At 59.8% G+C, this 19,363-nt stretch carries 28 protein-coding genes; 8 read left to right on the top strand and 20 right to left on the bottom strand.

Going from position 1 to position 19,363, the window contains the following annotated elements:
* Positions 1-24: 24 nt before the first annotated feature.
* Genes TL5118_RS01805 through TL5118_RS21135 form a run of 5 tightly spaced genes read right to left on the bottom strand, consistent with a single transcriptional unit; the run spans position 25 to position 1,393 of the window.
* Positions 25-369: a hypothetical protein gene (locus tag TL5118_RS01805; RefSeq protein ID WP_058243271.1), complete on the bottom strand. Its 345-nt coding sequence runs from the start codon at positions 367-369 to the stop codon at positions 25-27.
* The gene (locus tag TL5118_RS01800) at positions 366-596 is read right to left on the bottom strand and encodes a RebB family R body protein (protein WP_058243272.1); all 231 of its coding nucleotides are present in this window, start codon (positions 594-596) and stop codon (positions 366-368) included. Before TL5118_RS01800 ends, TL5118_RS01805 begins: the two co-directional genes overlap by 4 nt.
* 2 nt (positions 597-598) lie before the next feature.
* Positions 599-829: a RebB family R body protein gene (locus TL5118_RS01795; protein WP_082626254.1), complete on the bottom strand. Its 231-nt coding sequence runs from the start codon at positions 827-829 to the stop codon at positions 599-601.
* Positions 830-832: 3 nt separating this feature from the next.
* Entirely contained in the window at positions 833-1,147 is a 315-nt protein-coding gene (locus TL5118_RS01790; protein WP_058243273.1) for a RebB family R body protein, read from the bottom strand.
* Positions 1,148-1,183: 36 nt separating this feature from the next.
* Positions 1,184-1,393, bottom strand: a complete 210-nt coding sequence (locus TL5118_RS21135; RefSeq protein WP_058243274.1) for a hypothetical protein — start codon at positions 1,391-1,393, stop codon at positions 1,184-1,186.
* A gap of 169 nt (positions 1,394-1,562) precedes the next feature.
* On the opposite strand from TL5118_RS21135, the gene TL5118_RS01785 reads away from it, so the two are divergent.
* Together TL5118_RS01785 and deoD are read left to right on the top strand one after the other, a co-directional pair.
* Complete coding sequence (locus tag TL5118_RS01785; RefSeq protein WP_058243275.1) at positions 1,563-2,003, top strand: GNAT family N-acetyltransferase; 441 nt, start codon at positions 1,563-1,565, stop codon at positions 2,001-2,003.
* 8 nt (positions 2,004-2,011) lie between these two features.
* Complete coding sequence (gene deoD, locus TL5118_RS01780; RefSeq protein WP_058243276.1) at positions 2,012-2,716, top strand: purine-nucleoside phosphorylase; 705 nt, start codon at positions 2,012-2,014, stop codon at positions 2,714-2,716.
* On the opposite strand, the gene TL5118_RS01775 is transcribed toward deoD, so the two are convergent.
* Positions 2,713-3,579, bottom strand: coding sequence for a LysR family transcriptional regulator (locus TL5118_RS01775; protein ID WP_058243277.1), 867 nt, complete (start codon positions 3,577-3,579; stop codon positions 2,713-2,715). The genes deoD and TL5118_RS01775 overlap by 4 nt on opposite strands.
* A gap of 134 nt (positions 3,580-3,713) precedes the next feature.
* On the opposite strand from TL5118_RS01775, the gene TL5118_RS21775 reads away from it, so the two are divergent.
* From TL5118_RS21775 to TL5118_RS21765, 3 genes are read left to right on the top strand one after another with little or no spacing between them, the layout of a single operon-like run.
* Positions 3,714-4,202 carry a hypothetical protein gene (locus tag TL5118_RS21775; protein ID WP_370701661.1) on the top strand — a complete coding sequence of 163 codons (489 nt, stop codon included), beginning with the start codon at positions 3,714-3,716 and terminating at the stop codon, positions 4,200-4,202.
* Positions 4,133-4,615, top strand: coding sequence for a hypothetical protein (locus TL5118_RS21770; RefSeq protein ID WP_370701660.1), 483 nt, complete (start codon positions 4,133-4,135; stop codon positions 4,613-4,615). The genes TL5118_RS21775 and TL5118_RS21770 overlap by 70 nt, the downstream gene beginning before the upstream one ends.
* A complete protein-coding gene (locus tag TL5118_RS21765; protein WP_370701659.1) occupies positions 4,548-5,009 on the top strand; it encodes a PLP-dependent aminotransferase family protein in 462 nt (153 codons plus the stop codon). Before TL5118_RS21770 ends, TL5118_RS21765 begins: the two co-directional genes overlap by 68 nt.
* On the opposite strand, the gene TL5118_RS01765 is transcribed toward TL5118_RS21765, so the two are convergent.
* The 13 genes from TL5118_RS01765 to TL5118_RS01710 all read right to left on the bottom strand — a co-directional run bounded on the left by TL5118_RS01765 (position 4,985) and on the right by TL5118_RS01710 (position 15,850).
* Positions 4,985-5,875, bottom strand: coding sequence for an urea carboxylase-associated family protein (locus TL5118_RS01765; RefSeq protein ID WP_370701658.1), 891 nt, complete (start codon positions 5,873-5,875; stop codon positions 4,985-4,987). The genes TL5118_RS21765 and TL5118_RS01765 overlap by 25 nt on opposite strands.
* 38 nt (positions 5,876-5,913) lie before the next feature.
* A complete protein-coding gene (locus TL5118_RS01760; protein WP_058243278.1) occupies positions 5,914-6,126 on the bottom strand; it encodes a hypothetical protein in 213 nt (70 codons plus the stop codon).
* Positions 6,127-6,185: 59 nt separating this feature from the next.
* Positions 6,186-7,826 carry an FAD-binding dehydrogenase gene (locus TL5118_RS01755; protein WP_058243279.1) on the bottom strand — a complete coding sequence of 547 codons (1,641 nt, stop codon included), beginning with the start codon at positions 7,824-7,826 and terminating at the stop codon, positions 6,186-6,188.
* A 136-nt stretch (positions 7,827-7,962) separates the two neighbouring features.
* Complete coding sequence (locus tag TL5118_RS21280; RefSeq protein WP_165590004.1) at positions 7,963-8,109, bottom strand: hypothetical protein; 147 nt, start codon at positions 8,107-8,109, stop codon at positions 7,963-7,965.
* A gap of 213 nt (positions 8,110-8,322) precedes the next feature.
* Positions 8,323-9,105, bottom strand: coding sequence for a succinate dehydrogenase iron-sulfur subunit (locus TL5118_RS01750; protein ID WP_058243280.1), 783 nt, complete (start codon positions 9,103-9,105; stop codon positions 8,323-8,325).
* Between the two features lie 71 nt (positions 9,106-9,176).
* Positions 9,177-10,985, bottom strand: coding sequence for a succinate dehydrogenase flavoprotein subunit (gene sdhA, locus TL5118_RS01745; protein ID WP_058243281.1), 1,809 nt, complete (start codon positions 10,983-10,985; stop codon positions 9,177-9,179).
* Between the two features lie 21 nt (positions 10,986-11,006).
* Positions 11,007-11,378 carry a succinate dehydrogenase, hydrophobic membrane anchor protein gene (locus tag TL5118_RS01740; protein WP_058243282.1) on the bottom strand — a complete coding sequence of 124 codons (372 nt, stop codon included), beginning with the start codon at positions 11,376-11,378 and terminating at the stop codon, positions 11,007-11,009.
* Between the two features lie 11 nt (positions 11,379-11,389).
* Positions 11,390-11,779: a succinate dehydrogenase, cytochrome b556 subunit gene (sdhC, locus tag TL5118_RS01735; RefSeq protein WP_058243283.1), complete on the bottom strand. Its 390-nt coding sequence runs from the start codon at positions 11,777-11,779 to the stop codon at positions 11,390-11,392.
* 231 nt (positions 11,780-12,010) lie between these two features.
* A complete protein-coding gene (locus TL5118_RS01730; protein ID WP_058243284.1) occupies positions 12,011-13,147 on the bottom strand; it encodes a M48 family metalloprotease in 1,137 nt (378 codons plus the stop codon).
* Positions 13,147-14,178 (bottom strand): MaoC family dehydratase, encoded by a 1,032-nt coding sequence (locus tag TL5118_RS01725; RefSeq protein WP_058243285.1) that lies wholly within the window; start codon positions 14,176-14,178, stop codon positions 13,147-13,149. The genes TL5118_RS01730 and TL5118_RS01725 overlap by 1 nt, the downstream gene beginning before the upstream one ends.
* Before the next feature lie 4 nt (positions 14,179-14,182).
* Positions 14,183-14,386, bottom strand: coding sequence for a DUF1737 domain-containing protein (locus TL5118_RS01720; RefSeq protein WP_058243286.1), 204 nt, complete (start codon positions 14,384-14,386; stop codon positions 14,183-14,185).
* A gap of 3 nt (positions 14,387-14,389) precedes the next feature.
* On the bottom strand, positions 14,390-14,938 hold the full coding sequence (locus TL5118_RS01715) for an NnrU family protein (RefSeq protein WP_058243287.1): 549 nt from the start codon (positions 14,936-14,938) through the stop codon (positions 14,390-14,392).
* A gap of 54 nt (positions 14,939-14,992) precedes the next feature.
* On the bottom strand, positions 14,993-15,850 hold the full coding sequence (locus TL5118_RS01710) for an HpcH/HpaI aldolase/citrate lyase family protein (RefSeq protein ID WP_058243288.1): 858 nt from the start codon (positions 15,848-15,850) through the stop codon (positions 14,993-14,995).
* 321 nt (positions 15,851-16,171) lie between these two features.
* Between TL5118_RS01710 and TL5118_RS01705 the strand changes: the two genes are divergently transcribed.
* Positions 16,172-16,474 (top strand): hypothetical protein, encoded by a 303-nt coding sequence (locus TL5118_RS01705; RefSeq protein WP_058243289.1) that lies wholly within the window; start codon positions 16,172-16,174, stop codon positions 16,472-16,474.
* Positions 16,475-16,476: 2 nt separating this feature from the next.
* Here TL5118_RS01705 and TL5118_RS01700 read toward each other — a convergent pair whose 3' ends face one another.
* Entirely contained in the window at positions 16,477-17,232 is a 756-nt protein-coding gene (locus TL5118_RS01700) for a sulfite exporter TauE/SafE family protein (protein WP_058243290.1), read from the bottom strand.
* A gap of 159 nt (positions 17,233-17,391) precedes the next feature.
* Here TL5118_RS01700 and mdh point away from each other — a divergent pair, with 159 nt between their 5' ends.
* Together mdh and TL5118_RS01690 are read left to right on the top strand one after the other, a co-directional pair.
* The gene (mdh, locus tag TL5118_RS01695; protein WP_058243440.1) at positions 17,392-18,354 is read left to right on the top strand and encodes a malate dehydrogenase; all 963 of its coding nucleotides are present in this window, start codon (positions 17,392-17,394) and stop codon (positions 18,352-18,354) included.
* Between the two features lie 126 nt (positions 18,355-18,480).
* Positions 18,481-19,344, top strand: coding sequence for a glycosyltransferase family protein (locus TL5118_RS01690; RefSeq protein WP_058243291.1), 864 nt, complete (start codon positions 18,481-18,483; stop codon positions 19,342-19,344).
* Positions 19,345-19,363: the final 19 nt, after the last annotated feature.

Raw genomic sequence — 19,363 nt, 5'->3', positions numbered from 1 at the left:
TAGGCTCAGTCAGCAACGGGCAGATCAATCCAGCAAGGACCGGGCCACTTCACCGGTTTTCGCCAGCACCTCACCGGCTGATGCCGCCGCTTGGGTCGCGGCCTCCACCAGCGCCTGCGCTTTCGCCGGATCTTGCTGCGCCATTGCCCGCGCCACACCTGCCTCAGACAGGATCTGCATCCGGCGCATGTGATCGGTGGCATCCTGCAAGGCAATCGCAGCCGATTGTGACAGCGCCAGGCTGAGACCGGCCTTGGCCAGCTCGTTGGGGTTCTTGGCCACCAGTTCGCGCAGGGTTTTGGCCGCCTCCAACGCTTGCGAATTCAGCGCCGTTTTCTCTGGCGCGGCTGTTGCTTTTGCTTCGCTCATGACGTGCCTCCTGCCTTGGGCTGCATCGCAGCGGCCAGCAGCGCCTCGGCCAGGGTTTGACCTGCCTGCTGCCGGGACACGGCGTTTTCAAACCCCAGGCCCATCGCGTGGGACCAGACCTGCTGCTGGGTCATCAATGCCGACGCAGGCGCAGACCCTAGTGACAAAACGACGGTTTGTGTCACCGCGTCGGTGATCTGCCCGTTGACTTCTGTTGGTTCCGCCATGCTCAGCCCCCTGCCTTCAGCAGCTGTTTCACCGCCGCCGTCATCACCGCCTGCATCAAAGTGCTGCCCGCCTGCTGCGCCGCCACGGCGTTTTCCATCAGGATGCCGGACGAATGCGCCGAGGTCTGATAGAGCCCCGCCGCCGCCATTGCGGGCGCTTCGGCCACAACTTTGACATTCGCTTGTGTCACCGCATCGGTGATCTGATCATTAACACTGGTTGGAAATGCCATGTCTTAACCCTTCTTCTTATTTTTCACGTCATCAAATCCGGCAAGCCGCTCGGCGCTTGCCCCGGTTGAGGCATCATCGATGGAATAAAGCATCATCACGCCTTGGGTGGTGGCCGCCTGGGTCGCGCTATTGGCCTGGTGCTGCGAGGCAACGGCGTTTTCCATCATGATCCCGGTGGAATGCGCCATGCTCTGATAGAGGTTGCCCATCGCCATGGCCGGACCTTCTGACAGGACCTTGACGTTGGCCTGCGTCACCGCATCGGTAACCTGCTCATTCACGCCGGGGGTTTCGGTTGCAGTGTCTTTTTTCGCCATAAATACCCTCCACCTAAATATCTGTTGGGTCTTAAGTCAGTCTGCGTCATCAGCGCCCCCGATTGACTGGCCAGACAAAATCGCCTGACACCACTTTGCAACGTCCTGCATTTGGGCGTGCTGTGCTGCGTTCTGCCGTTCGGTCGCGGCAAGCAATTGGCGTGAAATATCTGTCGCAAAGGTAAGGTACGACTGGGCCAAGTCTTCGGGGGTCTGAATATCTTCTGCAGTATCTTTTTGTGTCACCTTACTCTCCCATAAGGTGGAAATGCCGCCAGATTACGCCACAAAAGTGAATTTGCACATCTTTTTTCTCTGCCCCCGCTCCCCTTGACCCTCGGCGGGAAATCCCGTCAACCTAGCGCCTCTTACCCGGGCCATCGCGGCCAGAACCAGCAAACGAACAGGTCATCACATGGGATTGGACATTCGCCCCCTTCGCGCCGACGACGAAGCCGACTGGCGCCGCCTCTGGGCTTCTTACATTGAGTTTTACGAAAGCTCGGTCCCGGAGGAGGTCTATGCCACCACCTTCAAACGCCTGATCGATGAAAACCGTCCACAACAAAATGGCCTGATCGCCACTTTGGATGGTGTGCCCGTCGGATTGGTTCATTATATCTACCACGCGCACAACTGGCAGCTGGAAGACACCTGTTACCTGCAGGATCTCTACGCCGACCCGGGTGTGCGCGGCAAAGGCATCGGGCGCGCCCTGATCGAAGCGGTCTACAAAGCCGCGGATGAAAACGGCACACCGAATGTCTACTGGATGACACAGGAATTCAACGCAACAGCGCGCCAGCTTTATGACCGTGTGGCGCGGCTGACGCCCTTTATCAAATACAGCCGATAGGAGCTGACATGACCGTACATATCGGAGCAAAACCCGGCGAGATCGCCGAAACCGTCCTGATGCCGGGCGACCCGTACCGCGCCAAATGGGCCGCGGAAAACTTCCTTGAGGATGCCGTTCTGGTGAACGAAGTGCGCGGCATGCTGGGCTTCACCGGGACCTACAAAGGCAACCGCGTCTCGATCCAAGGCTCCGGCATGGGCATGCCGTCCTTTTCGATCTACGCCAATGAGCTGATCCGCGATTATGGCGCCAAAACCCTGATCCGCATCGGTTCCTGCGGCGGCATGCAGGATAAGGTCAAAATCCGCGACGTGATCGTGGCGATGACCGCCACCACACTCAACAGCCCGTCCAGCGGCATCTTCAAAGAGCTGAACTTTGCCCCCTGCGCCGACTGGTCGCTGCTGAAAGCCGCCGTTGCCGCCGCTGAGGCCAAGAATGTGCCGCCCCATGTGGGTGGCATCTATTCCTCCGATGTTTTCTATGACGAACGCCCGGACCTGAACGAACAGATGACCCGTCACGGCATTCTGGGCGTGGAGATGGAAGCGGCCGAACTTTATAACCTTGCCGCCCGTCATGGCGTGCGTGGTCTGGCCGTGCTGACCGTTTCGGATCACCTGCTGACCGGTGAGGCACTGCCTTCGGAAGACCGCGAAAAGACCTTCGGCGACATGGTTGAGATCGCGCTGGACGCGGCCTTCGCCTAAGCGCCTTTCAAGGCTGCCACAAATCGCGCCAGCGGGTCCCGCACCGGCTGGCGCATCTCAAGCGACAGGGCCAATCCCGTAGCTACCGGCCGTTTGAAGGGCGCTACCAACCGACCGGCCTTCAACAAAGGCGCAATCAGGCTTTCGTGGCCCATCAACACACCCGCCCCATTGACCGCCTCCTGCACCGCCAGTGAATAAAGCGAATAGGTCGGCCCGCGCAGGCTCAACTCCGGCAGGCCCGCGCCGTCTTTCAGCCAATGCGACCAGTCATTGGCCCACACACTGCCCACCAGACACAGGCAATTGCTCAGATCCTCAGGCCGTTGCAACTGGGCTGCCAGGCTAGGGGCGCAGACCGGCTGGATCTGATCCGCAACCAGTGCCTGCCCCTTATCTGCCGGCATATAGAACACCGATAAATCATAAGGTTCCCGCTCCAGATTGGGCGGCTCTTCCAATGCGGTTACTGAGATTTCCAACTCTGGCATTTTCTGCCGCAGGGCCGGCAAACGCGGCGACAGCCACAGCTGCGCCACGGCCGGCAGGGCTGCGATGTGGATCCGGTTCGGGCTGGCCGCCACCCGGATGCCCTGCGCCAGATCGGCGATTTGGTCAAAGGCCCTCTCCGCCATCGGCAGCAACTGCCGCCCCAATGCGTTCAACTGCACGCCCTGCGCCTGACGGTCAAAAAACGGTGCGCCGGCCCAATCCTCCAGCTGTTTGATCTGCTGCGCCACTGCGCCCGGCGTCACGCAGAGCTCCTCCGCAGCGCGGGAAAATCCGCCCAGCCGCGCCGCAGCTTCAAAAGCCCGCAGCGCGTTTAACGGCGGCCCCATCGGGCGGGGTGGTTTGACGGACATGGCGACCTCCGGTCTGGCGGGCATGACACCCATAGTTTTTCTACGCCTACCCTACAGGAAATCTGATTTGCGCCCAGCCCTTATTGCGCCAATCCTTAAACACAAGATCCAAGGCCTCAGGAAAGGATGCCACCATGACCACACTCGCCAAACGGGACTGGGTGCCCGCCCCTTGTGAGACCCGGGTGCAAGAGATCAGCACCGCGGTCCGCGGCACCGGCAGCGCCGCACTGGCCGCCCGGGTGGAAGCGCTGGCAAGCCAGAACAAAGAGATCCACGAACGCGATTGCTTCAACCTCAACCCCGACACCCATGTGATGAACCCGCGCGCCGAGGCGCTGCTGGCCTCGGGCCTCGGCACAAGGCCATCTCTGGGCTATCCCGGTGACAAATATGAGATGGGGCTGGAAGCCATCGAAGAGATTGAGGTGATCGCCGCCGCCCTTGCCGCGGAGGTGTTTGAAGCACAGTTTGCCGAGATTCGCGCGCCATTGGTGGCCATGTCACTCACCACAGCGCAGGTTGTGCCGGACTTTACGGGCTGCAGAGCCATATGGCCCCGGTCACCGCAGATGGCTACACCGTCGATCTGCCCGCGCTGGAGGCACTGGTGCAAAAGGTAAAGCCCAAGCTGATCACCATCGGCGGCAGCCTGAACCTGACCCCACATCCGGTGGCCGAAATCCGCGCCATCGCTGATCAGGTCGGCGCCAAGGTGCTGTTTGATGCCGCCCACCAATGCGGCATGATCACCGGCAAAGCCTGGCCAAACCCGCTGGCCGAGGGCGCGCATCTGATGACGATGAGAACCTATAAATCGCTGGGCGGCCCGCCATCAGGGTTGATTGTAACCAATGAGGCCGCGATTGCCGAGCGGCTGGACGCCATTGCCTTTCCCGGCATGACCGCCAATTTCGATGCCGCCAAATCCGCAGCACTTGCAGTCTCGATGCTGGATTGGCGCGACCATGGCCGGGGCTTACGCCCAGGCGATGATCGACACGGCGCAGGCGCTGGCCGCGGGATTGGAGGCTGAAGGCCTCACCCCGTTTAAAACCCACGCAGGCGCCACACTGTCCCATCAATTTGCACTAGAGGCGGCAGAGTTTGGCGGTGGCCAAGCGGCCTCAAAGCATCTGCGCAAGGCGGGGTTCCTGGCCTGTGGGATCGGCCTGCCCATCGCTGAGGTGGCGGGGGATATGAACGGGTTGCGGATCGGTACGCCGGAACTGGTGCGCTTTGGCATGACGGTTGCGGATATGCCGCATCTGGCCAAGCTGCCGAAGTGGCAGAGTGGCGGGCCAGCTTTGACCAGCTGCAGTTCATCCACGAAAGCTGAATCGCTTTCAACGTTTCAAAAATACTCCGGGGCGCGGGGCAGCGCCCCGCACACTCCCCAAATTCATCACCGCCCGTGGCTGCGATCGTAGCCGTTGACCGGCGGGCTGACCCACTCGCCCAATGCACCCTCGGCCGGGGCAAAGACCTCCACCAGCATCGGGTGGCAGGCCGCCTCATCCGAGGAATGCTCAGACGAGCAATCGCCGCCGGGACAGGCAGACAGCACCCCCAGGAGGTCAATCTCGGCAAACATCTCCAGATAATCGCCGGGGCGCACCGGGCTGGCTTTCATGAAATACTGACCCGTGTCGCGGGTGAAGCCGGTGCACATGAAGACGTTCAGCACATCATGCACCTGCGGTTCCGCCTCGGCCAGCGCGATGCCTTCGTGATCGGCAAGGGCGCGGGTCAGGTTGGAGTGGCAGCAATGATGATACTGCCCCCCGCTCAGCAGGTTGTTGGTGTAGGGATCACAGCGGGTGCCGATCACATCATGCACCGAGCCGCCAAATTCATCGATCCCATACCAGCCCAGCGTATCCGCGGTGATCGTCGCCATCGGGCGCAGATAGGGGTGGCTGGACCACATGCGTTCGCCGGTGGTGATGTGGGTGCCATGCAGCGCGCGGGTCTTGCCGGAGTAGAACTTCTCACTCAGGTCATTGGCGTTGAACAGGTTCAGATCGCCCACCTGCGGCCCCTCGATTGAGGTGATGCGGAAAAACTGCCCGGCTTTGACGGTGAAACTGGCGCCGTCACGCGGGGGCACCGTGACCTCACCTACCTTAACCGCCGTCTGCCGCGCCGCGTGATAGAGCGCCAGATCAGGCGGCGCCAAAGTGTCATTCGGGTAGCAAATCACCGGTTTGACGGCGCGGCGGGCCTCTGCGTCTTCCGGGGTCATTTTCGGGGCAGTGGTAGCAGCGCCAGCCGTGTCAGCGGGGGTTTTGGTCATCTGTGAACTCCTTGCAAACGGGGCCGCTGGCAGCGCATCTAGAGCGACGGCGGCGGCACCTCGGTCCGGCAGATCTTTGGCGGCTTGCCATCGTTTGTAAAGCAGATCTCACCACAGACCACGCAACGGTGATAGCTTTGCCCATCGCGGTCACGCGACCGGTCCGCCCGCCATTTGCACTGACGGGTTTTGCGGTTGCTCAACAGCAGCATAAGAACAAAGGCGATGATCAGCCCGACGACGATAACCATGCCCGTGATGTGACAGAGCGGCGCGCGCGGCGAAAGCCCAAATCGGCGCTAGGCCCCGCTTAGACCGCCCGGCCCGCCGCCCGGCCTGAGAAGATACAGCCACCAAGGAAGGTGCCCTCCAGCGCGTTATAGCCGTGGTAGCCGCCGCCGCCGAAGCCCGCGACCTCCCCCGCTGCAAAGAGCCCGTCAAAGACCGATCCATCCGGCCGCAGAACCCGTGCCTGTTCATCCGTGTGCAGACCACCCAGCGACTTGCGGGTCAGGATGTTCAAACGCACCGCAATCAACGGCCCGGCCTCCGGATCCAGAATGCGATGCGGTTTGGCGGTGCGCACCAATTTGTCGCCGCGATACTGCCGCGCCTGCCGGATGGCGGTGACCTGTGCATCCTTGGCAAAGGGGTTGTCCATCTGGGCATCGCGCGCCTCAACCTGCGCTTTGATCGTCGCCAGGTCCAGCGGCGCATCCGGGGTGATCCGGTTCATGCCCGCAACGAGACCTTCCAGGGTGTCAGCCACCACAAAGTCCTCACCATGTTCCTTGAAGGCCTCCACCGGGCCGGTAGCTTGTTTGTTGAGGATGCGGGACTTGATCACCTCCAACCATTTGCCTGAGGTGAAATCGGGGTTCTGTTCGCTGCCCGAAAGCGCGAATTCCTTTTTGATGATCTTCTGGGTCAGGATGAACCAGCTGTGTTCATGCCCCGTCGACAGGATCCGCTTCAACGTTGCCAGCGTGTCAAAGCCCGGCAGGCAGGGCGCCTCCATCCGTTGGCCCAGAGCGTCAAACCACAGGGAGGACGGGCCGGGCAGGATGCGAATACCATGGTTGGGCCAGATCGGATCCCAGTTCGCCAGCCCTTCGGTGTAGTGCCACATCCGGTCTTCGTTGATGGCGCTGGCACCGGCGGATTTGGCGATCTGCTGCATCTTGCCGTCCACGTAATCCGGCACGCCCGCGACCATCCGCTGCGGTGGTTGGCCCAGCCGGTCCACCGGCCAGTTCTGGCGCACCTGATCGTGGTTGCCGCCAATCCCACCCGAGGTGATCACCACAGCGGAAGCGCGATGTTCAAAACTGCCGACAACCTCACGATTGGTGGAGCGGCCACGCGCGGCGCTGTCATCCGACAGCACATCGCCCTGCACCCCAACACACGTGCCGTTTTCGACGATCAAGCCGCTGACACGATGACGGAAGCCGAAGGTGATTTTGCCCTCTGCCACATGCTGGCGCACCAGCCGTTCGAAAGGCGCCACAACACCGGGGCCAGTGCCCCAGGTCAAGTGAAACCGCGGGACCGAATTGCCGTGACCATCCGCCAGCGCACCACCCCGTTCGGCCCAGCCCACCACCGGAAACCAGCGCATCCCAAGTGAGGCCAGCCAGGGCCGCATCTCACCAGCAGCAAACTCCAGATAGGCCTCAGCCACCTTGCGGGGATTGGCATCCTCCGGCCGGTCAAAACCAGCGCTGCCCATCCAATCGTTCAGCGCCAGATCCGCGCTGTCCTTGATCCCCATGCGCCGCTGTTCCGGCGTGTCGACCATGAAGAGGCCACCGAGTGACCAGAAGGCCTGTCCGCCAAGGCTCTGTTCACCCTCCTGATCCAGAAGCAGAACCTGACGGCCCCGCGATGCAGCCTCATGTGCGGCCACCAATCCAGCCAGACCGGCCCCAACAACGATGACATCGACCATAGGTTCTCCTCCCTTTCGGGAGGAAAGGTAAGGCCAGCCCCCGCTGCACCCAAGGCAAACCTCGCGTCACCCAGAAACAGCAAAGCGCCCCCGATACGGGAGCGCTCCACGCTGGTCCTGCCGGATCCGAGGGGGGTCAGGCGGCCGCAGCGTATTCGTAATATTCGACGGGTTCTTCCACCTCAGCCACCAGAACGGGGGTCGGAGTGTAATACTCATATGCCTGGTTCAGCGCCTCAAGGGCCAGCTCTGCGTCGGTTTTCTGGATCTGTGCGTCGGTCATGTCTGCACTCATTATATGGGGTGGAGGGAGTATCTTTCTGCAATGCAGCATACAGGGTTGGCGCGATTTTCTGCACCCACCAATCCGGTCATGCTGCTATGCAGCAGGCGCATGATTGACCATGGGGAAAGGGGCGGAACGAGTTACCCCAAACAAAAAGGCCCACCAAACCGGCGGGCCCTTCTGATAACTGTCTGTGCCTGGAGGCTGTGATCACACAGCGCGGCTCAGCTGCATCTTCTTGATCTCTGCGATGGCTTTTGCCGGGTTCAGACCCTTCGGGCAGGTCTTGGCGCAGTTCATGATGGTGTGGCAGCGGTAGAGCTTGAACGGATCTTCCAGCTGATCCAGACGCTCACCGGTGGCCTCGTCACGGCTGTCGATGATCCAGCGGTAGGCGTGCAACAGCGCTGCCGGGCCGAGGTATTTGTCGCCGTTCCACCAGTAGCTGGGGCAAGAGGTCGAGCAGCTGGCGCACATGACGCACTCATAAAGGCCATCAAGTTTCTTGCGGTCTTCGATCGACTGCTTCCACTCTTTCGCCGGACGGTTGGTCTTGGTTTCCAACCAAGGCATGATCGAGGCATGCTGGGCGTAGAAATGGGTCAGATCCGGGATCAGATCCTTCACCACCGGCATATGCGGCAACGGATAGATTTTGACCACGTCCGACTTGATCTCATCCATGCCGTAGATACAGGCCAGCGTGTTGATCCCGTCGATGTTCATCGCACAGGAGCCACAGATGCCTTCGCGGCAGGACCGGCGGAAGGTCAGGGTCGGATCAATCTCATTCTTGATCTTGATCAGCGCGTCCAAAATCATCGGACCACATTTGTCCATATCGACAAAATAGGTATCCACCCGAGGATTTTCGCCATCATCGGGGTTCCAGCGATAGATCTGGAACTTACGGATGTTGTTCGCACCGGTCGGCTTCGGCCAGGTTTTACCAACCTTAACCTTGGAATTCTTGGGGAGCGTCAGCTGGACCATATTCGCTTCTCCTAATATTCAGCGTGAAGCGGGCGCGCGCTGCGCCCGCATTTGCATATCTCTTGCTTGGCTCAGAAGGTCCGCGCTTTCGGCGCGATGGTCTTCAAGCTGATACCGCCTTCTGCTTCGGTGGTCAGCGGATCGGTGATCACCGGACGGAAGCTTAGGTCCACTTTGGAACCCTCAACATGAGCCACAGTGTGGACCCGCCAGTTTTCATCGTCCCGCTCAGCGTAATCCTCATGCGCGTGGGCGCCGCGGCTTTCTTTACGGGCTTCCGCACCTACGATGGTCGCCAGCGCGTTGGGCATCAGGTTGTCCAGCTCCAGCGTTTCCATCAGATCCGAGTTCCAAACCAGCGACCGATCGGTGACTTTCAGATCACCCATCTTGCCGGCAATGGCGGTCATCTTCTCAACACCCTCTTTCAGGGTCTTGTCGGTGCGGAACACAGCAGCGTCAGCCTGCATGGTGCGCTGCATTTCCAGACGCAGGTCTGCGGTGGGAATGCCACCTTTGGCGTGACGCAGGCTGTCGAAACGTTCAAACGCCTTATCGACCGAGGCCTGGTTCAGCGTCGGGTTCGGCGCGTCCTTGTCCACAACCTGACCGGCACGGATCGAAGCCGCGCGGCCAAAGACCACGAGGTCGATCAGCGAGTTCGAGCCCAGACGGTTCGCACCATGCACCGAGGCACAGCCCGCTTCGCCCGCAGCCATCAGGCCAGGAACAATCGCGGTCGGATCGTCTTTGGTCGGGTTCAGCACCTCACCCCAGTAGTTGGTCGGAATGCCACCCATGTTGTAGTGAACGGTCGGCAGAACCGGGATCGGTTCCTTGGTCACATCCACACCAGCAAAGATCTTGGCCGATTCCGAAATCCCCGGCAGACGCTCTGCCAGCGCCTCAGGCGGCAAGTGGCTGAGGTTCAGGTGAATGTGGTCGCCATGTTCACCAACACCACGGCCTTCACGGATCTCCATGGTCATCGAACGCGAAACATAATCCCGCGGTGCCAGGTCTTTGTAGTTCGGCGCATAACGCTCCATGAAGCGTTCACCTTCGGAGTTGGTCAGATAGCCACCTTCCCCCCGTGCGCCTTCGGTGATCAGACAGCCCGAACCGTAGATGCCGGTTGGGTGGAACTGAACAAATTCCATATCCTGCAGCGCCAGACCCGCGCGGGCCACCATGCCGCCACCGTCACCGGTGCAGGTATGTGCAGAAGTCGCCGAGAAATAGGCACGGCCGTAACCGCCTGTCGCCAGAACCACCATTTTGGCGTTGAAGACATGCATGGTGCCGTCATCCAGCTTCCAGCAGACAACGCCCTGACACTGACCGTCTTCGGACATGATCAGGTCGATGGCGAAGTATTCGATGTAGAATTCCGCGTTGTTCTTCAGCGACTGACCGTAGAGCGTGTGCAGGATCGCGTGACCGGTCCGGTCCGCTGCCGCACAGGTCCGCTGTACGGGCGGGCCTTCGCCAAATTCGGTGGTGTGACCACCGAAAGGACGCTGGTAGATCTTGCCCTCTTCGGTACGCGAGAAGGGCACGCCGTAGTGCTCCAGCTCATAAACCGCTTTGGGGGCCTCACGGGCGAGGTATTCCATCGCGTCCGTGTCACCCAACCAGTCCGAGCCTTTGACGGTGTCATACATGTGCCACTGCCAGCTGTCCGGGCCCATGTTGCCCAGGGACGCTGCGATGCCGCCCTGTGCCGCAACCGTGTGCGAGCGGGTCGGGAACACTTTGGTCACACAGGCGGTGCGCAGGCCCTGTTCGGCCATGCCCAGTGTCGCGCGCAGACCGGCGCCACCGGCGCCAACAACCACAACATCATAGTCGTGGGTTTCATATTCGTAGGATGCTGTCATGTTCTTATTCCTTCCCTACGCTTAGAGGGCGATTTTCAGCAGAGCGAAAAGACCGGCAGCCATCAGCGTGTAGCAAAAGGCCGTGACCGCAACGAGAGTCAGCTTGCGGTTGATACCGCCAACGTAGTCTTCAACGGCTTCGTGGGCTTCCATCATCAGGTGGCGAATGCCAACAACCAGACCCAGCGCGGCGATCAGCGCCGGGACGGGACGGGCAAAGAAGGCCAGAACCTCTTCGCGGCTGCCGCCAAGGGCAGAGCCGAAGACCACGATGAACAGTGGCACCAGAACCACGATCAGGATCGAGGAAACCAGCATTTTCCAGTGGTGATGGCTGCCGGCACCGCCAGCGCCCAGACCTTCGGCGCGTTTACGATCGGTAAGATACTTCATCGCCTCTCTCCTTACAGTACGATGGCTGCGATCAGCGCCAAAACCGTGGCCCCGGCAAACATGCCATAGCCCAGTTTCTCGGAGATCTTGATGTCCAGGCAATATCCGAAGTCCCAGACCACGTGACGCAGACGCCCCAGCATGTGGTAGAAAATCGCCCAGCTTGCCAGGAACAGGATCAGATCACCGATCAGGCTGGTCAGCAGACCGTCAATGAAGGCAAACGCCGCATCCGAAGTTGCCGCCGCCAGCAGCCACCAGACCAACAGCGTCACAGTGCCCAGCGAAGCCAAAGCGGTGATGCGCACCAGGATCGAGGAGATCGAGGTGATTTGAGGTCGGTAATATGGTCCGATCATAAACGGGGAGAGCGGACGTTTGCCGCGGTTCACATCAGCCATACCAGTTCCTTTCTAGGTTCCTTTGCTTGGCTCTTTCATAGCGAGTTTTACATATATGTCACGACGTAGGGACGACGTGACGCGGCTAATCTTTTAACAAATTACAGAAATAATGCATTTTGTGATCACACGGATATATCGCGTGATCACAAAAGGATTTCCAAGTTTTTTAGTCAGAAAAGCACCGTGATTCTGCCATGCAGCATTCTGCTCGGACAGGTTTAGCGCGACCTATTGCACTTCGAAGGCCGCGATTTCGCGCCTGCCGATTTTCTCAAAATGCGCTTTCAACTCAACCTCGATGGCAGTCCAATTGGCGATTTCAAGCGGCGATTCCAGCAAGGCCTCGGGCAAGCCGTTTATGAAAGCTTGACGATAGGCTGTCGGCGGATGGGTGGTGTCGAGGCTCAGCTTTTCGGCGGAATGTGCGGCCAGTGCACGCGCGGCCTGATCGGGGGGCAGCTGATCCACGGTGGCGGCCAGACGGCTGAGAAAGTCAAAGCCCGCCTCGCCTTGGCGTGGCAGGATGCCGGAACGCAACGCGCCGCTGGCATCGATCCGCACCAGTAGATCCAATGCCGCAAGCGAAGCCTGCCGTCCCGCGACGCGTAGGCCGCTGGCATCAGCAAGGTATTCTGCCTTTTGCGACTCGGCGAAGCTAAGCTTCAAAATGGCCCAGGTCAGCGTATCGACGATACCGCGCAGGGCCGCAGAAAAGAGATCGGCAAAAATGCCATTGCTTTCACGCTCCAAAACGCCGGTATGCGCATCAACGTAGTGATCCATATCCAGAAATTTCTGCCATGCATTCAGCACCATAAGGGCCCTGTCAGGCAGCGCGATCCGGCGTGTGTCACGATGGGCCAAGTGCCCCAGCTCATGGCCCAGAACTGCCAGGCGCTGCGGCCGATCCGAGGCCAGCCACAACAGGGCGCCGATCCCGACAATGGGGGTGTTGCGGGCCTCAGCCGCATAGGCGTTGAACTGGTTATCAAGCACCACTTTGGAAACCTTCGGGGCATCAAGCTGCGCTGAAATCGCGTCCAGCAAGGCAAAGGTTTCCGGCAAGCTGTCCCGCCCCACCGCCCCTACAGGCAGTTGCGGTTTTCGCGGTCTGAGCATCCAACCCAGCCCAAGAAAGGCCCCGCCAAAGACCAGCGTCAGCAGGTTGGGGAAATCCACGAACAGCAGCCCCGCGCCCAGCGCGGCAAACACATAGGGGCAGGCCACAACAAGGGCACTTAGCCCCCACAGCAGCGCCCCGGGCCGTTCGCGTGACGTTCGGCCTGAGGCAAAGTCTTGTAGCGCGGAGAGGTAGATGCCCTCGCCGATCTTTTGGTTGAGTTTCTGGATTCTCTTTTCAATCATTACATGGGCATCAAGGCCCAATAATCGATATCCAGCAAGACCTCAGGCGCATATTTCCCGTCTTCGCCTTTCAGCGCGAAGGGCTCCCCGCCTTTGGTGGCCACCAGACGCAGACGGATCGCGCCAACGCCGGGCGCCGGGGTCTCCGCTTTGTCCAGCACCTCGGTCCAGGCTTTGATGGTGTCGCCGGCGAAACAGGGGTTTGCATGCGCCCCACCATTCAGCCCCACGATCATCTGGGCATTGGCCAGCCCGTTGAACGACAGCGCCCTCGCCATTGAGATGACATGCCCGCCATAGATCAGCCGCTGCCCGTCGGGCCGGAAGGTGGCATCGAAATGCACCTTGGCGGTGTTCTGCCACAGGCGGGTCGCCATCATATGTTCGGCTTCTTCGATGGTGACGCCATCGACGTGATCGATCTTCTCACCCACCTCATAGTCACCCCAGCGATGCGGCTCACCGGATTGCTCAAAGTCATACTGGGTGAAATCAAGCCCCTCAGGGATCAGCAGATCCTCGGCCGGAATGGCGGCGCGCAGTTCAGGGATCACCGTATCGGGCGCCGGGGCGTCCAGATCCTTTTTGCGCACCATCACCCAGCGGACATATTCCAGAACCACCTCACCCATCTGGTTGAAGCCACGGGTATAGACCCAGACCACACCGGATTTGCCGTTGGAGTTCTGCTTCAGCCCGATCACCTCAGAAACCGACCGCAGGGTATCGCCGGGAAACACCGGTTTTACCCAACGCCCTTCGGCATAGCCAAGGTTGGCGACGGCGTTCAACGACACATCCGGCACGGTTTTGCCAAACACCACATGGAACGCTGCCAGATCATCGATCGGGCTGCCTTCAAGACCGCAGTCCCGCGCAAATTCATCCGAGGAATAAAGCGCATGACGCGCCGGATAGAGCGCATGATACAGCGCCCTTTCGCCCTCTGCCACGGTGCGTGGCACGGCATGGACGATCACATCGCCCAGTTTGTAATCCTCAAAAAAGCGGCCTGCATTGGTCTTTGCCATGTGCTTACTGAGCTCCCAGCTTGATGTCAGGTGTGTAGGTGCCTTCGACCTCTTTCACCACGGCCTGACCACAGCGCATCACCCCATTTGCCGCATCAAAGGCATAAGTGGGGGAGCCGTGCAGCTCCCAGCCTTTGTTCAGCGCGTCGGTGACTTTGTGGCAGAAGGCCGAAGTGTCGTCTTCGGTCAGCAGTCGATAAAGTTTCATGTTTTACCCCGGAAATGGTGATGGTCCGATCAGGCCGTGGATATAGCCGATCACACCCAATAGAACGATTGAGGCGACAAAGAACATAGCGTCTTTGGCGATGCTGCCCTTTTCGTTCGGTTGCCAGTCCGGTTCGGACTTGTTGATGGTAATGACCTCAATCACCGCCCAGGCCAGCAGCCCGCCAAACAGGATCAGAGAGGCCAGATCGCCATTGACCAGCAGGTGCGCCGCCGCCCAGATTTTGAACCCGGTCAGCATCGGGTGACGCATCTTGTAAAACAGCGCGCCTTTGCTGGGGCCGGGGCTGGTGAAATAGAGCGCAAACAGCATCAAGAGGTTGTTCAGGTGCAAAAGGAAGTAGGGCGGGTTGTAGACCGGGATAAAGTCCATCGCCCGGTAGCCGATCACCATCAAAACGATGGAGCCCACCAAGATCAGTGCGATCAGCCCTTTGCCCTTCTCCCCCAGTTTGGCGCGCGCATCGGGCGCGAACCGTTTGAACAGATGTGCGCCGCTCCACAGCAGCACGCCCAGAATAAGCCAGATCATAGATGCCTCCGTATGATACGTGGGTGTCAGGTTTCGTCTGGGCTGAGCTAAGTCTTATTCGGCACGCTCCGCAATAGCTGCGGCTTTCGCCAGCAGTTTTGTCGCGGTTTCAACATGCAGGTTTTCCACGATTTTCCCGTCCACGACGGCCACGCCCTGCCCCGCCGCCTCGCTTTCCTCAAAGGCGGCGATCTGGCGCTTGGCCAGGTCAATCTCGGCCTCCGACGGGGCGAAGGCCTCATTCGTGAGGGCAACCTGCGCCGGGTGGATCAGGGTTTTGCCGTCAAAGCCCAGATCGCGACCCTGATCACATTCAGCTTTCAGCCCCTCATCATCTTTGAACCGGTTATAGACGCCATCAACCGCCACAACACCATGCGCGCGGGCGGCCAGCAGCATGGTCTGCAGCGCCATCTGCATCGGCAGGCGGTCGGCCCGGTAGCGGCAGTTCAGTTCCTTGGCCAGATCATTGGTGCCTGCAACAAACCCCTGCAGCTGCGGGTGGGCGGCAATTTCCAGCGCGTTCAGCACCCCCAGCGGGGTTTCGATCATCGCCCAAATCGGGGTGTCATTGCCCAGAAGATCCGCCAGCGCCTGCACATCCGCGGCCGAGTTCACCTTGGGCAGCAGGAACGCATCTGCATCTGCGTCGCGCAGCGCAGCTACGTCCCCTTCGCCCCATTGCGTGTCCAGCCCGTTGATCCGCACGATCTTGGCACGGTTGCCATAGCCGCCCTCGGCCAGTGCAGCCTTCAGGGTGTCACGTGCGCCTTCTTTGGCATCTGGCGCCACCGCATCTTCAAGGTCAAAGATGATGGCATCCACCGCCAAGCCGCGGGCCTTGTCCAGTGCGCGATCCTTGGATCCGGGAATATAAAGAACCGATCGGTAAGGGCGGGCGGCCATGTCCATCTTTCGTCTCCTCGCAATATTGTTGCGCCACAAAGATCAAAAACGTTGCAAAACTTCAAGCCAAATTTCGCCGCATCGCAGAAAAACGCCAGATCTGCCGCAGCGTCTTGGCACTGGATCAGCGGTCTGGCGGCAGGAACGCAAGGGAAACGTGCTGCAAATTAACCAAATTTTCAGGCCTCAGGCGCAACCTGTTTCGCAACGGACCAATGGGAGGCCCGCAACCCGGTGACACAAAGTCCGACCTGACAGGGGTGTGAAATAACCCGCCATCGCAACCGCGCAGCGGGGACACAGCCCCAGATTCGAAAGGATGAGACCATGAAACCGATGTTTACCACCGCCATACTGCTTGCGCTGATCCTGCCTCACAGTGCCAACGCACAACGGACCTGCGCGCCGCGTGATGCCGTGGTGCAGAAACTGGCTGAGGATTATGGCGAAAGCCGCCAGTCGATTGGACTTGGTCACGACAATTCCGTGGTTGAGGTCTTTGCCTCACTGGCCTCCGGCAGCTGGACCATCACCGTCACCCGTGCCAGCGGACTGACCTGTCTGGTGGCCAGCGGTCAGGGCTTTGAAACACTACAGGAACAGGTCGCGGCACAGGGCGCGGAGCTTTAGCCTCAGCTCAGCCCGTCCCAGATCAGCTTGGCACCGGTTACCGTCAGCATCACATAGGTCAGGGCAAAGAAGGCCGTTTCAGGGATCTTGAAATGCAATTTGACGCCAATCCACGCCCCGATCAGCGCCACCGGCGCGAGGATCAGGTCGATGGTGAAGGTCTCAATGGTAAAGATCCCCAAGAAAGCATAGGGCACGAACTTGGCGATATTGATCACCCAGAACACGATCACTGTGGTCGCCTGAAACGGGGTTTTGCCCAATCCGCGTGACAGCAGGTAGACCGCCGCTGGGGGACCACCTGCATGGCTGACAAAGCTGGTGAAGCCCGCAACACAGCCCGCAAGCGCCCCACCCCAGGGTGGCATGGCCCGCCGTGCCGCCGGTATCATCCCCGCCTTGAGGGAGATTTGCCACATCACAAACCCGAGGGAGATGGCACCGATCAGCACCCGGAACACATCCGCATCCGCCACCTGATAGAGCCAGGCGCCCAAAGCGACCCCCGGCAACGAGCCCAGGATCAACACGCGGGCATCGGGCCAGGACCAGCGTTTCCAATAGGGTTTCAGCGCGGCCACATCGACCAGCATCAACAGCGGCAACATGATCCCAAGCGCCTGTCCCGGCTCCAGAACCAGCGCAAGAATCGCTGCCGAAGCAAAGGCCGCGCCAGAGCCAAAGCCCCCCTTTGAGATCCCGGCAAACAGCACTGCGGGGGCGGCAATCGCCAAAGTCGTCAAATCCAGCTGCACCATCTCTCCCCTCTGGTGTTAGCGCTATCTGCACTGATTTAGCAGGTAAAACCGTCACAAGACAGTCACAAAAATCCGCTTGCCGCATTGCAGCACTCTTGCGCGAGTCGCCGGAACAGACTACCCCATGCGCGATTTCAAAACGGACCGGAGATGAATTCCATGGCCAGACCCAAGATTGCCCTCATCGGCGCTGGACAGATCGGTGGCACCCTTGCACACCTCGCAGCCCTGAAAGAACTCGGCGACGTTGTACTGTTCGACATCGCGGAAGGCACCCCCGAAGGCAAAGCCCTCGACATCGCGGAATCGGGCCCCTCGGAAGGCTTCGACGCGAACCTGAAGGGTACCCAGGATTACGCTGACATCGCAGGCGCAGACGTCTGCATCGTCACCGCCGGCGTGCCGCGCAAACCCGGCATGAGCCGTGATGACCTGCTGGGCATCAACCTGAAAGTGATGAAGTCGGTCGGCGAAGGCATCCGCGACAACGCACCGGACGCATTTGTGATCTGCATCACCAACCCGCTGGACGCAATGGTCTGGGCCCTGCAGCAATTCTCGGGTCTGCCCGCGAACAAAGTCTGCGGCATGGCCGGCGTTCTGGACAGCGCCCGTTTCCGCCACTTCCTGGCAGATGAGTTCCAGGTGTCGATGAAAGACGTCACCGCCTTCGTTCTGGGTGGCCACGGCGACACCATGGTCCCGTCAGTGCGTTACTCCACCGTTGCCGGTATCCCGCTGCCCGACCTGATCGAAATGGGCTGGACCACGCAGGAAAAAATGGACGCTATCGTTCAGCGTACCCGTGACGGCGGTGCCGAAATCGTTGGCCTGCTGAAGACCGGTTCGGCCTTCTACGCGCCCGCCACCTCGGCAATCGAAATGGCCGAAGCCTACCTGAAAGACCAAAAACGCGTCCTGCCCTGCGCCGCCTACTGTGACGGCGACCTGGGTGTGAAAGACATGTATGTTGGCGTGCCCACCGTGATCGGTGCCGGCGGTGTTGAGAAAATCGTCAACATCAAGCTCAACAAAGAAGAGCAAGAAATGTTCGACGTCTCGGTCAAAGCCGTTCAAGGCCTGGTCGAAGCGTGCAAAGGCATCGACAGCTCGCTGGCGTAAGTCCAGTTTCAGAACCAAGTGCAACAGGGCCCGGCCACCACGCCGGGCCCTGTTTCTTTTTGCCATTTCAAATTGTAAAGCTTAGGTCGAACGTAGGCCGTTATTTTTGTGCCGAAGGAAGTGACATTGAAACAAAGCAATCTGGCGCAGCCATCACGGGGCTATATCTACGCCGCTACAGGTAAAAAGTACGTCACGCTGGCACGCCGCGCCGCCCGTGCCCTGCGCCAAGTTCATCCCGATGCTCAAATTGACCTGTTCACCGACGAACCGCTGACGGATTCCGTGTTCGATCAAATTCACATCCTTGATCGGGCGACCACCCGGCCAAAAATCGAAGCTTTGGCTCGCAGCCGGTTCGATCAGACGCTCTATCTGGATGCGGACACTTTGGTAATTGCGCCAATCGATGATGTCTTTGAATTGCTCGGCAAATATGAGTTCCTCGCCGCGCAGGGGCGCGGCAGCAATATGTCGCTGGCCTACGCACCAGTCTCACGTCAGGTACCGCATAGTTTTCCGATGGTGAATTCGGGTGTGGTGGCGCTGAAGAAATGCAAAAACAACGAAGCTCTTCTGGCCGACTGGGCCGAGAGCTGGCATGGGCGCGAAGCGGGCCCAGATCAGCCGCATCTGCGGCAACTGCTGTTCAAAAGCCCCGTTCTTTTGGGGATATTACCTCATGAATACAACATGATGATGCTAAGACGGCTTCATGCCTGGAGCAGCCATAGCCGCGCACCCAGGGTTTTACATGCACCGCAACTTCATCGCCGCAGCTATCAGGGTAATCCTGACAATCCACTGACCCTTGAGGACGTGCTGACAAAAGAGTTGTGTAAGCACGTTCGCGCTTTGCAAGCTGCAGATCGATCGATTCACGGCAACCGCGGATCTCATGTACCCGTTTTCGCACATATGCGGCGTAGCTATTCACCGCTGCGACTACTCGATAAGGTGGTTAACCATGCAAAGCGTCGAAAGAGTTAGCTTGCGAACACTCCTTAGC

The organism is Thalassovita autumnalis (assembly GCF_001458255.1).
Lineage (GTDB): Bacteria > Pseudomonadota > Alphaproteobacteria > Rhodobacterales > Rhodobacteraceae > Thalassobius > Thalassobius autumnalis.
Note: the sequence above shows the minus strand (reverse complement) of the source record. Positions and strands in the feature narration are given on the sequence as shown.

Excerpts from the sequence above, each read along its gene's own strand:
- TL5118_RS01805 (WP_058243271.1), bottom strand. The coding sequence starts at position 369 with ATGAGCGAAGCAAAAGCAACAGCCGCGCCAGAGAAAACGGCGCTGAAT.
- TL5118_RS01800 (WP_058243272.1), bottom strand. The coding sequence starts at position 596 with ATGGCGGAACCAACAGAAGTCAACGGGCAGATCACCGACGCGGTGACA.
- TL5118_RS01795 (WP_082626254.1), bottom strand. The coding sequence starts at position 829 with ATGGCATTTCCAACCAGTGTTAATGATCAGATCACCGATGCGGTGACA.
- TL5118_RS01790 (WP_058243273.1), bottom strand. The coding sequence starts at position 1,147 with ATGGCGAAAAAAGACACTGCAACCGAAACCCCCGGCGTGAATGAGCAG.
- TL5118_RS01785 (WP_058243275.1), top strand. The coding sequence starts at position 1,563 with ATGGGATTGGACATTCGCCCCCTTCGCGCCGACGACGAAGCCGACTGG.
- deoD (WP_058243276.1), top strand. The coding sequence starts at position 2,012 with ATGACCGTACATATCGGAGCAAAACCCGGCGAGATCGCCGAAACCGTC.
- TL5118_RS01775 (WP_058243277.1), bottom strand. The coding sequence starts at position 3,579 with ATGTCCGTCAAACCACCCCGCCCGATGGGGCCGCCGTTAAACGCGCTG.
- TL5118_RS21775 (WP_370701661.1), top strand. The coding sequence starts at position 3,714 with ATGACCACACTCGCCAAACGGGACTGGGTGCCCGCCCCTTGTGAGACC.
- TL5118_RS21770 (WP_370701660.1), top strand. The coding sequence starts at position 4,133 with ATGGCCCCGGTCACCGCAGATGGCTACACCGTCGATCTGCCCGCGCTG.
- TL5118_RS21765 (WP_370701659.1), top strand. The coding sequence starts at position 4,548 with ATGGCCGGGGCTTACGCCCAGGCGATGATCGACACGGCGCAGGCGCTG.
- TL5118_RS01765 (WP_370701658.1), bottom strand. The coding sequence starts at position 5,875 with ATGACCAAAACCCCCGCTGACACGGCTGGCGCTGCTACCACTGCCCCG.
- TL5118_RS01760 (WP_058243278.1), bottom strand. The coding sequence starts at position 6,126 with ATGGTTATCGTCGTCGGGCTGATCATCGCCTTTGTTCTTATGCTGCTG.
- TL5118_RS01755 (WP_058243279.1), bottom strand. The coding sequence starts at position 7,826 with ATGGTCGATGTCATCGTTGTTGGGGCCGGTCTGGCTGGATTGGTGGCC.
- TL5118_RS21280 (WP_165590004.1), bottom strand. The coding sequence starts at position 8,109 with ATGACCGACGCACAGATCCAGAAAACCGACGCAGAGCTGGCCCTTGAG.
- TL5118_RS01750 (WP_058243280.1), bottom strand. The coding sequence starts at position 9,105 with ATGGTCCAGCTGACGCTCCCCAAGAATTCCAAGGTTAAGGTTGGTAAA.
- sdhA (WP_058243281.1), bottom strand. The coding sequence starts at position 10,985 with ATGACAGCATCCTACGAATATGAAACCCACGACTATGATGTTGTGGTT.
- TL5118_RS01740 (WP_058243282.1), bottom strand. The coding sequence starts at position 11,378 with ATGAAGTATCTTACCGATCGTAAACGCGCCGAAGGTCTGGGCGCTGGC.
- sdhC (WP_058243283.1), bottom strand. The coding sequence starts at position 11,779 with ATGGCTGATGTGAACCGCGGCAAACGTCCGCTCTCCCCGTTTATGATC.
- TL5118_RS01730 (WP_058243284.1), bottom strand. The coding sequence starts at position 13,147 with ATGATTGAAAAGAGAATCCAGAAACTCAACCAAAAGATCGGCGAGGGC.
- TL5118_RS01725 (WP_058243285.1), bottom strand. The coding sequence starts at position 14,178 with ATGGCAAAGACCAATGCAGGCCGCTTTTTTGAGGATTACAAACTGGGC.
- TL5118_RS01720 (WP_058243286.1), bottom strand. The coding sequence starts at position 14,386 with ATGAAACTTTATCGACTGCTGACCGAAGACGACACTTCGGCCTTCTGC.
- TL5118_RS01715 (WP_058243287.1), bottom strand. The coding sequence starts at position 14,938 with ATGATCTGGCTTATTCTGGGCGTGCTGCTGTGGAGCGGCGCACATCTG.
- TL5118_RS01710 (WP_058243288.1), bottom strand. The coding sequence starts at position 15,850 with ATGGACATGGCCGCCCGCCCTTACCGATCGGTTCTTTATATTCCCGGA.
- TL5118_RS01705 (WP_058243289.1), top strand. The coding sequence starts at position 16,172 with ATGAAACCGATGTTTACCACCGCCATACTGCTTGCGCTGATCCTGCCT.
- TL5118_RS01700 (WP_058243290.1), bottom strand. The coding sequence starts at position 17,232 with ATGGTGCAGCTGGATTTGACGACTTTGGCGATTGCCGCCCCCGCAGTG.
- mdh (WP_058243440.1), top strand. The coding sequence starts at position 17,392 with ATGGCCAGACCCAAGATTGCCCTCATCGGCGCTGGACAGATCGGTGGC.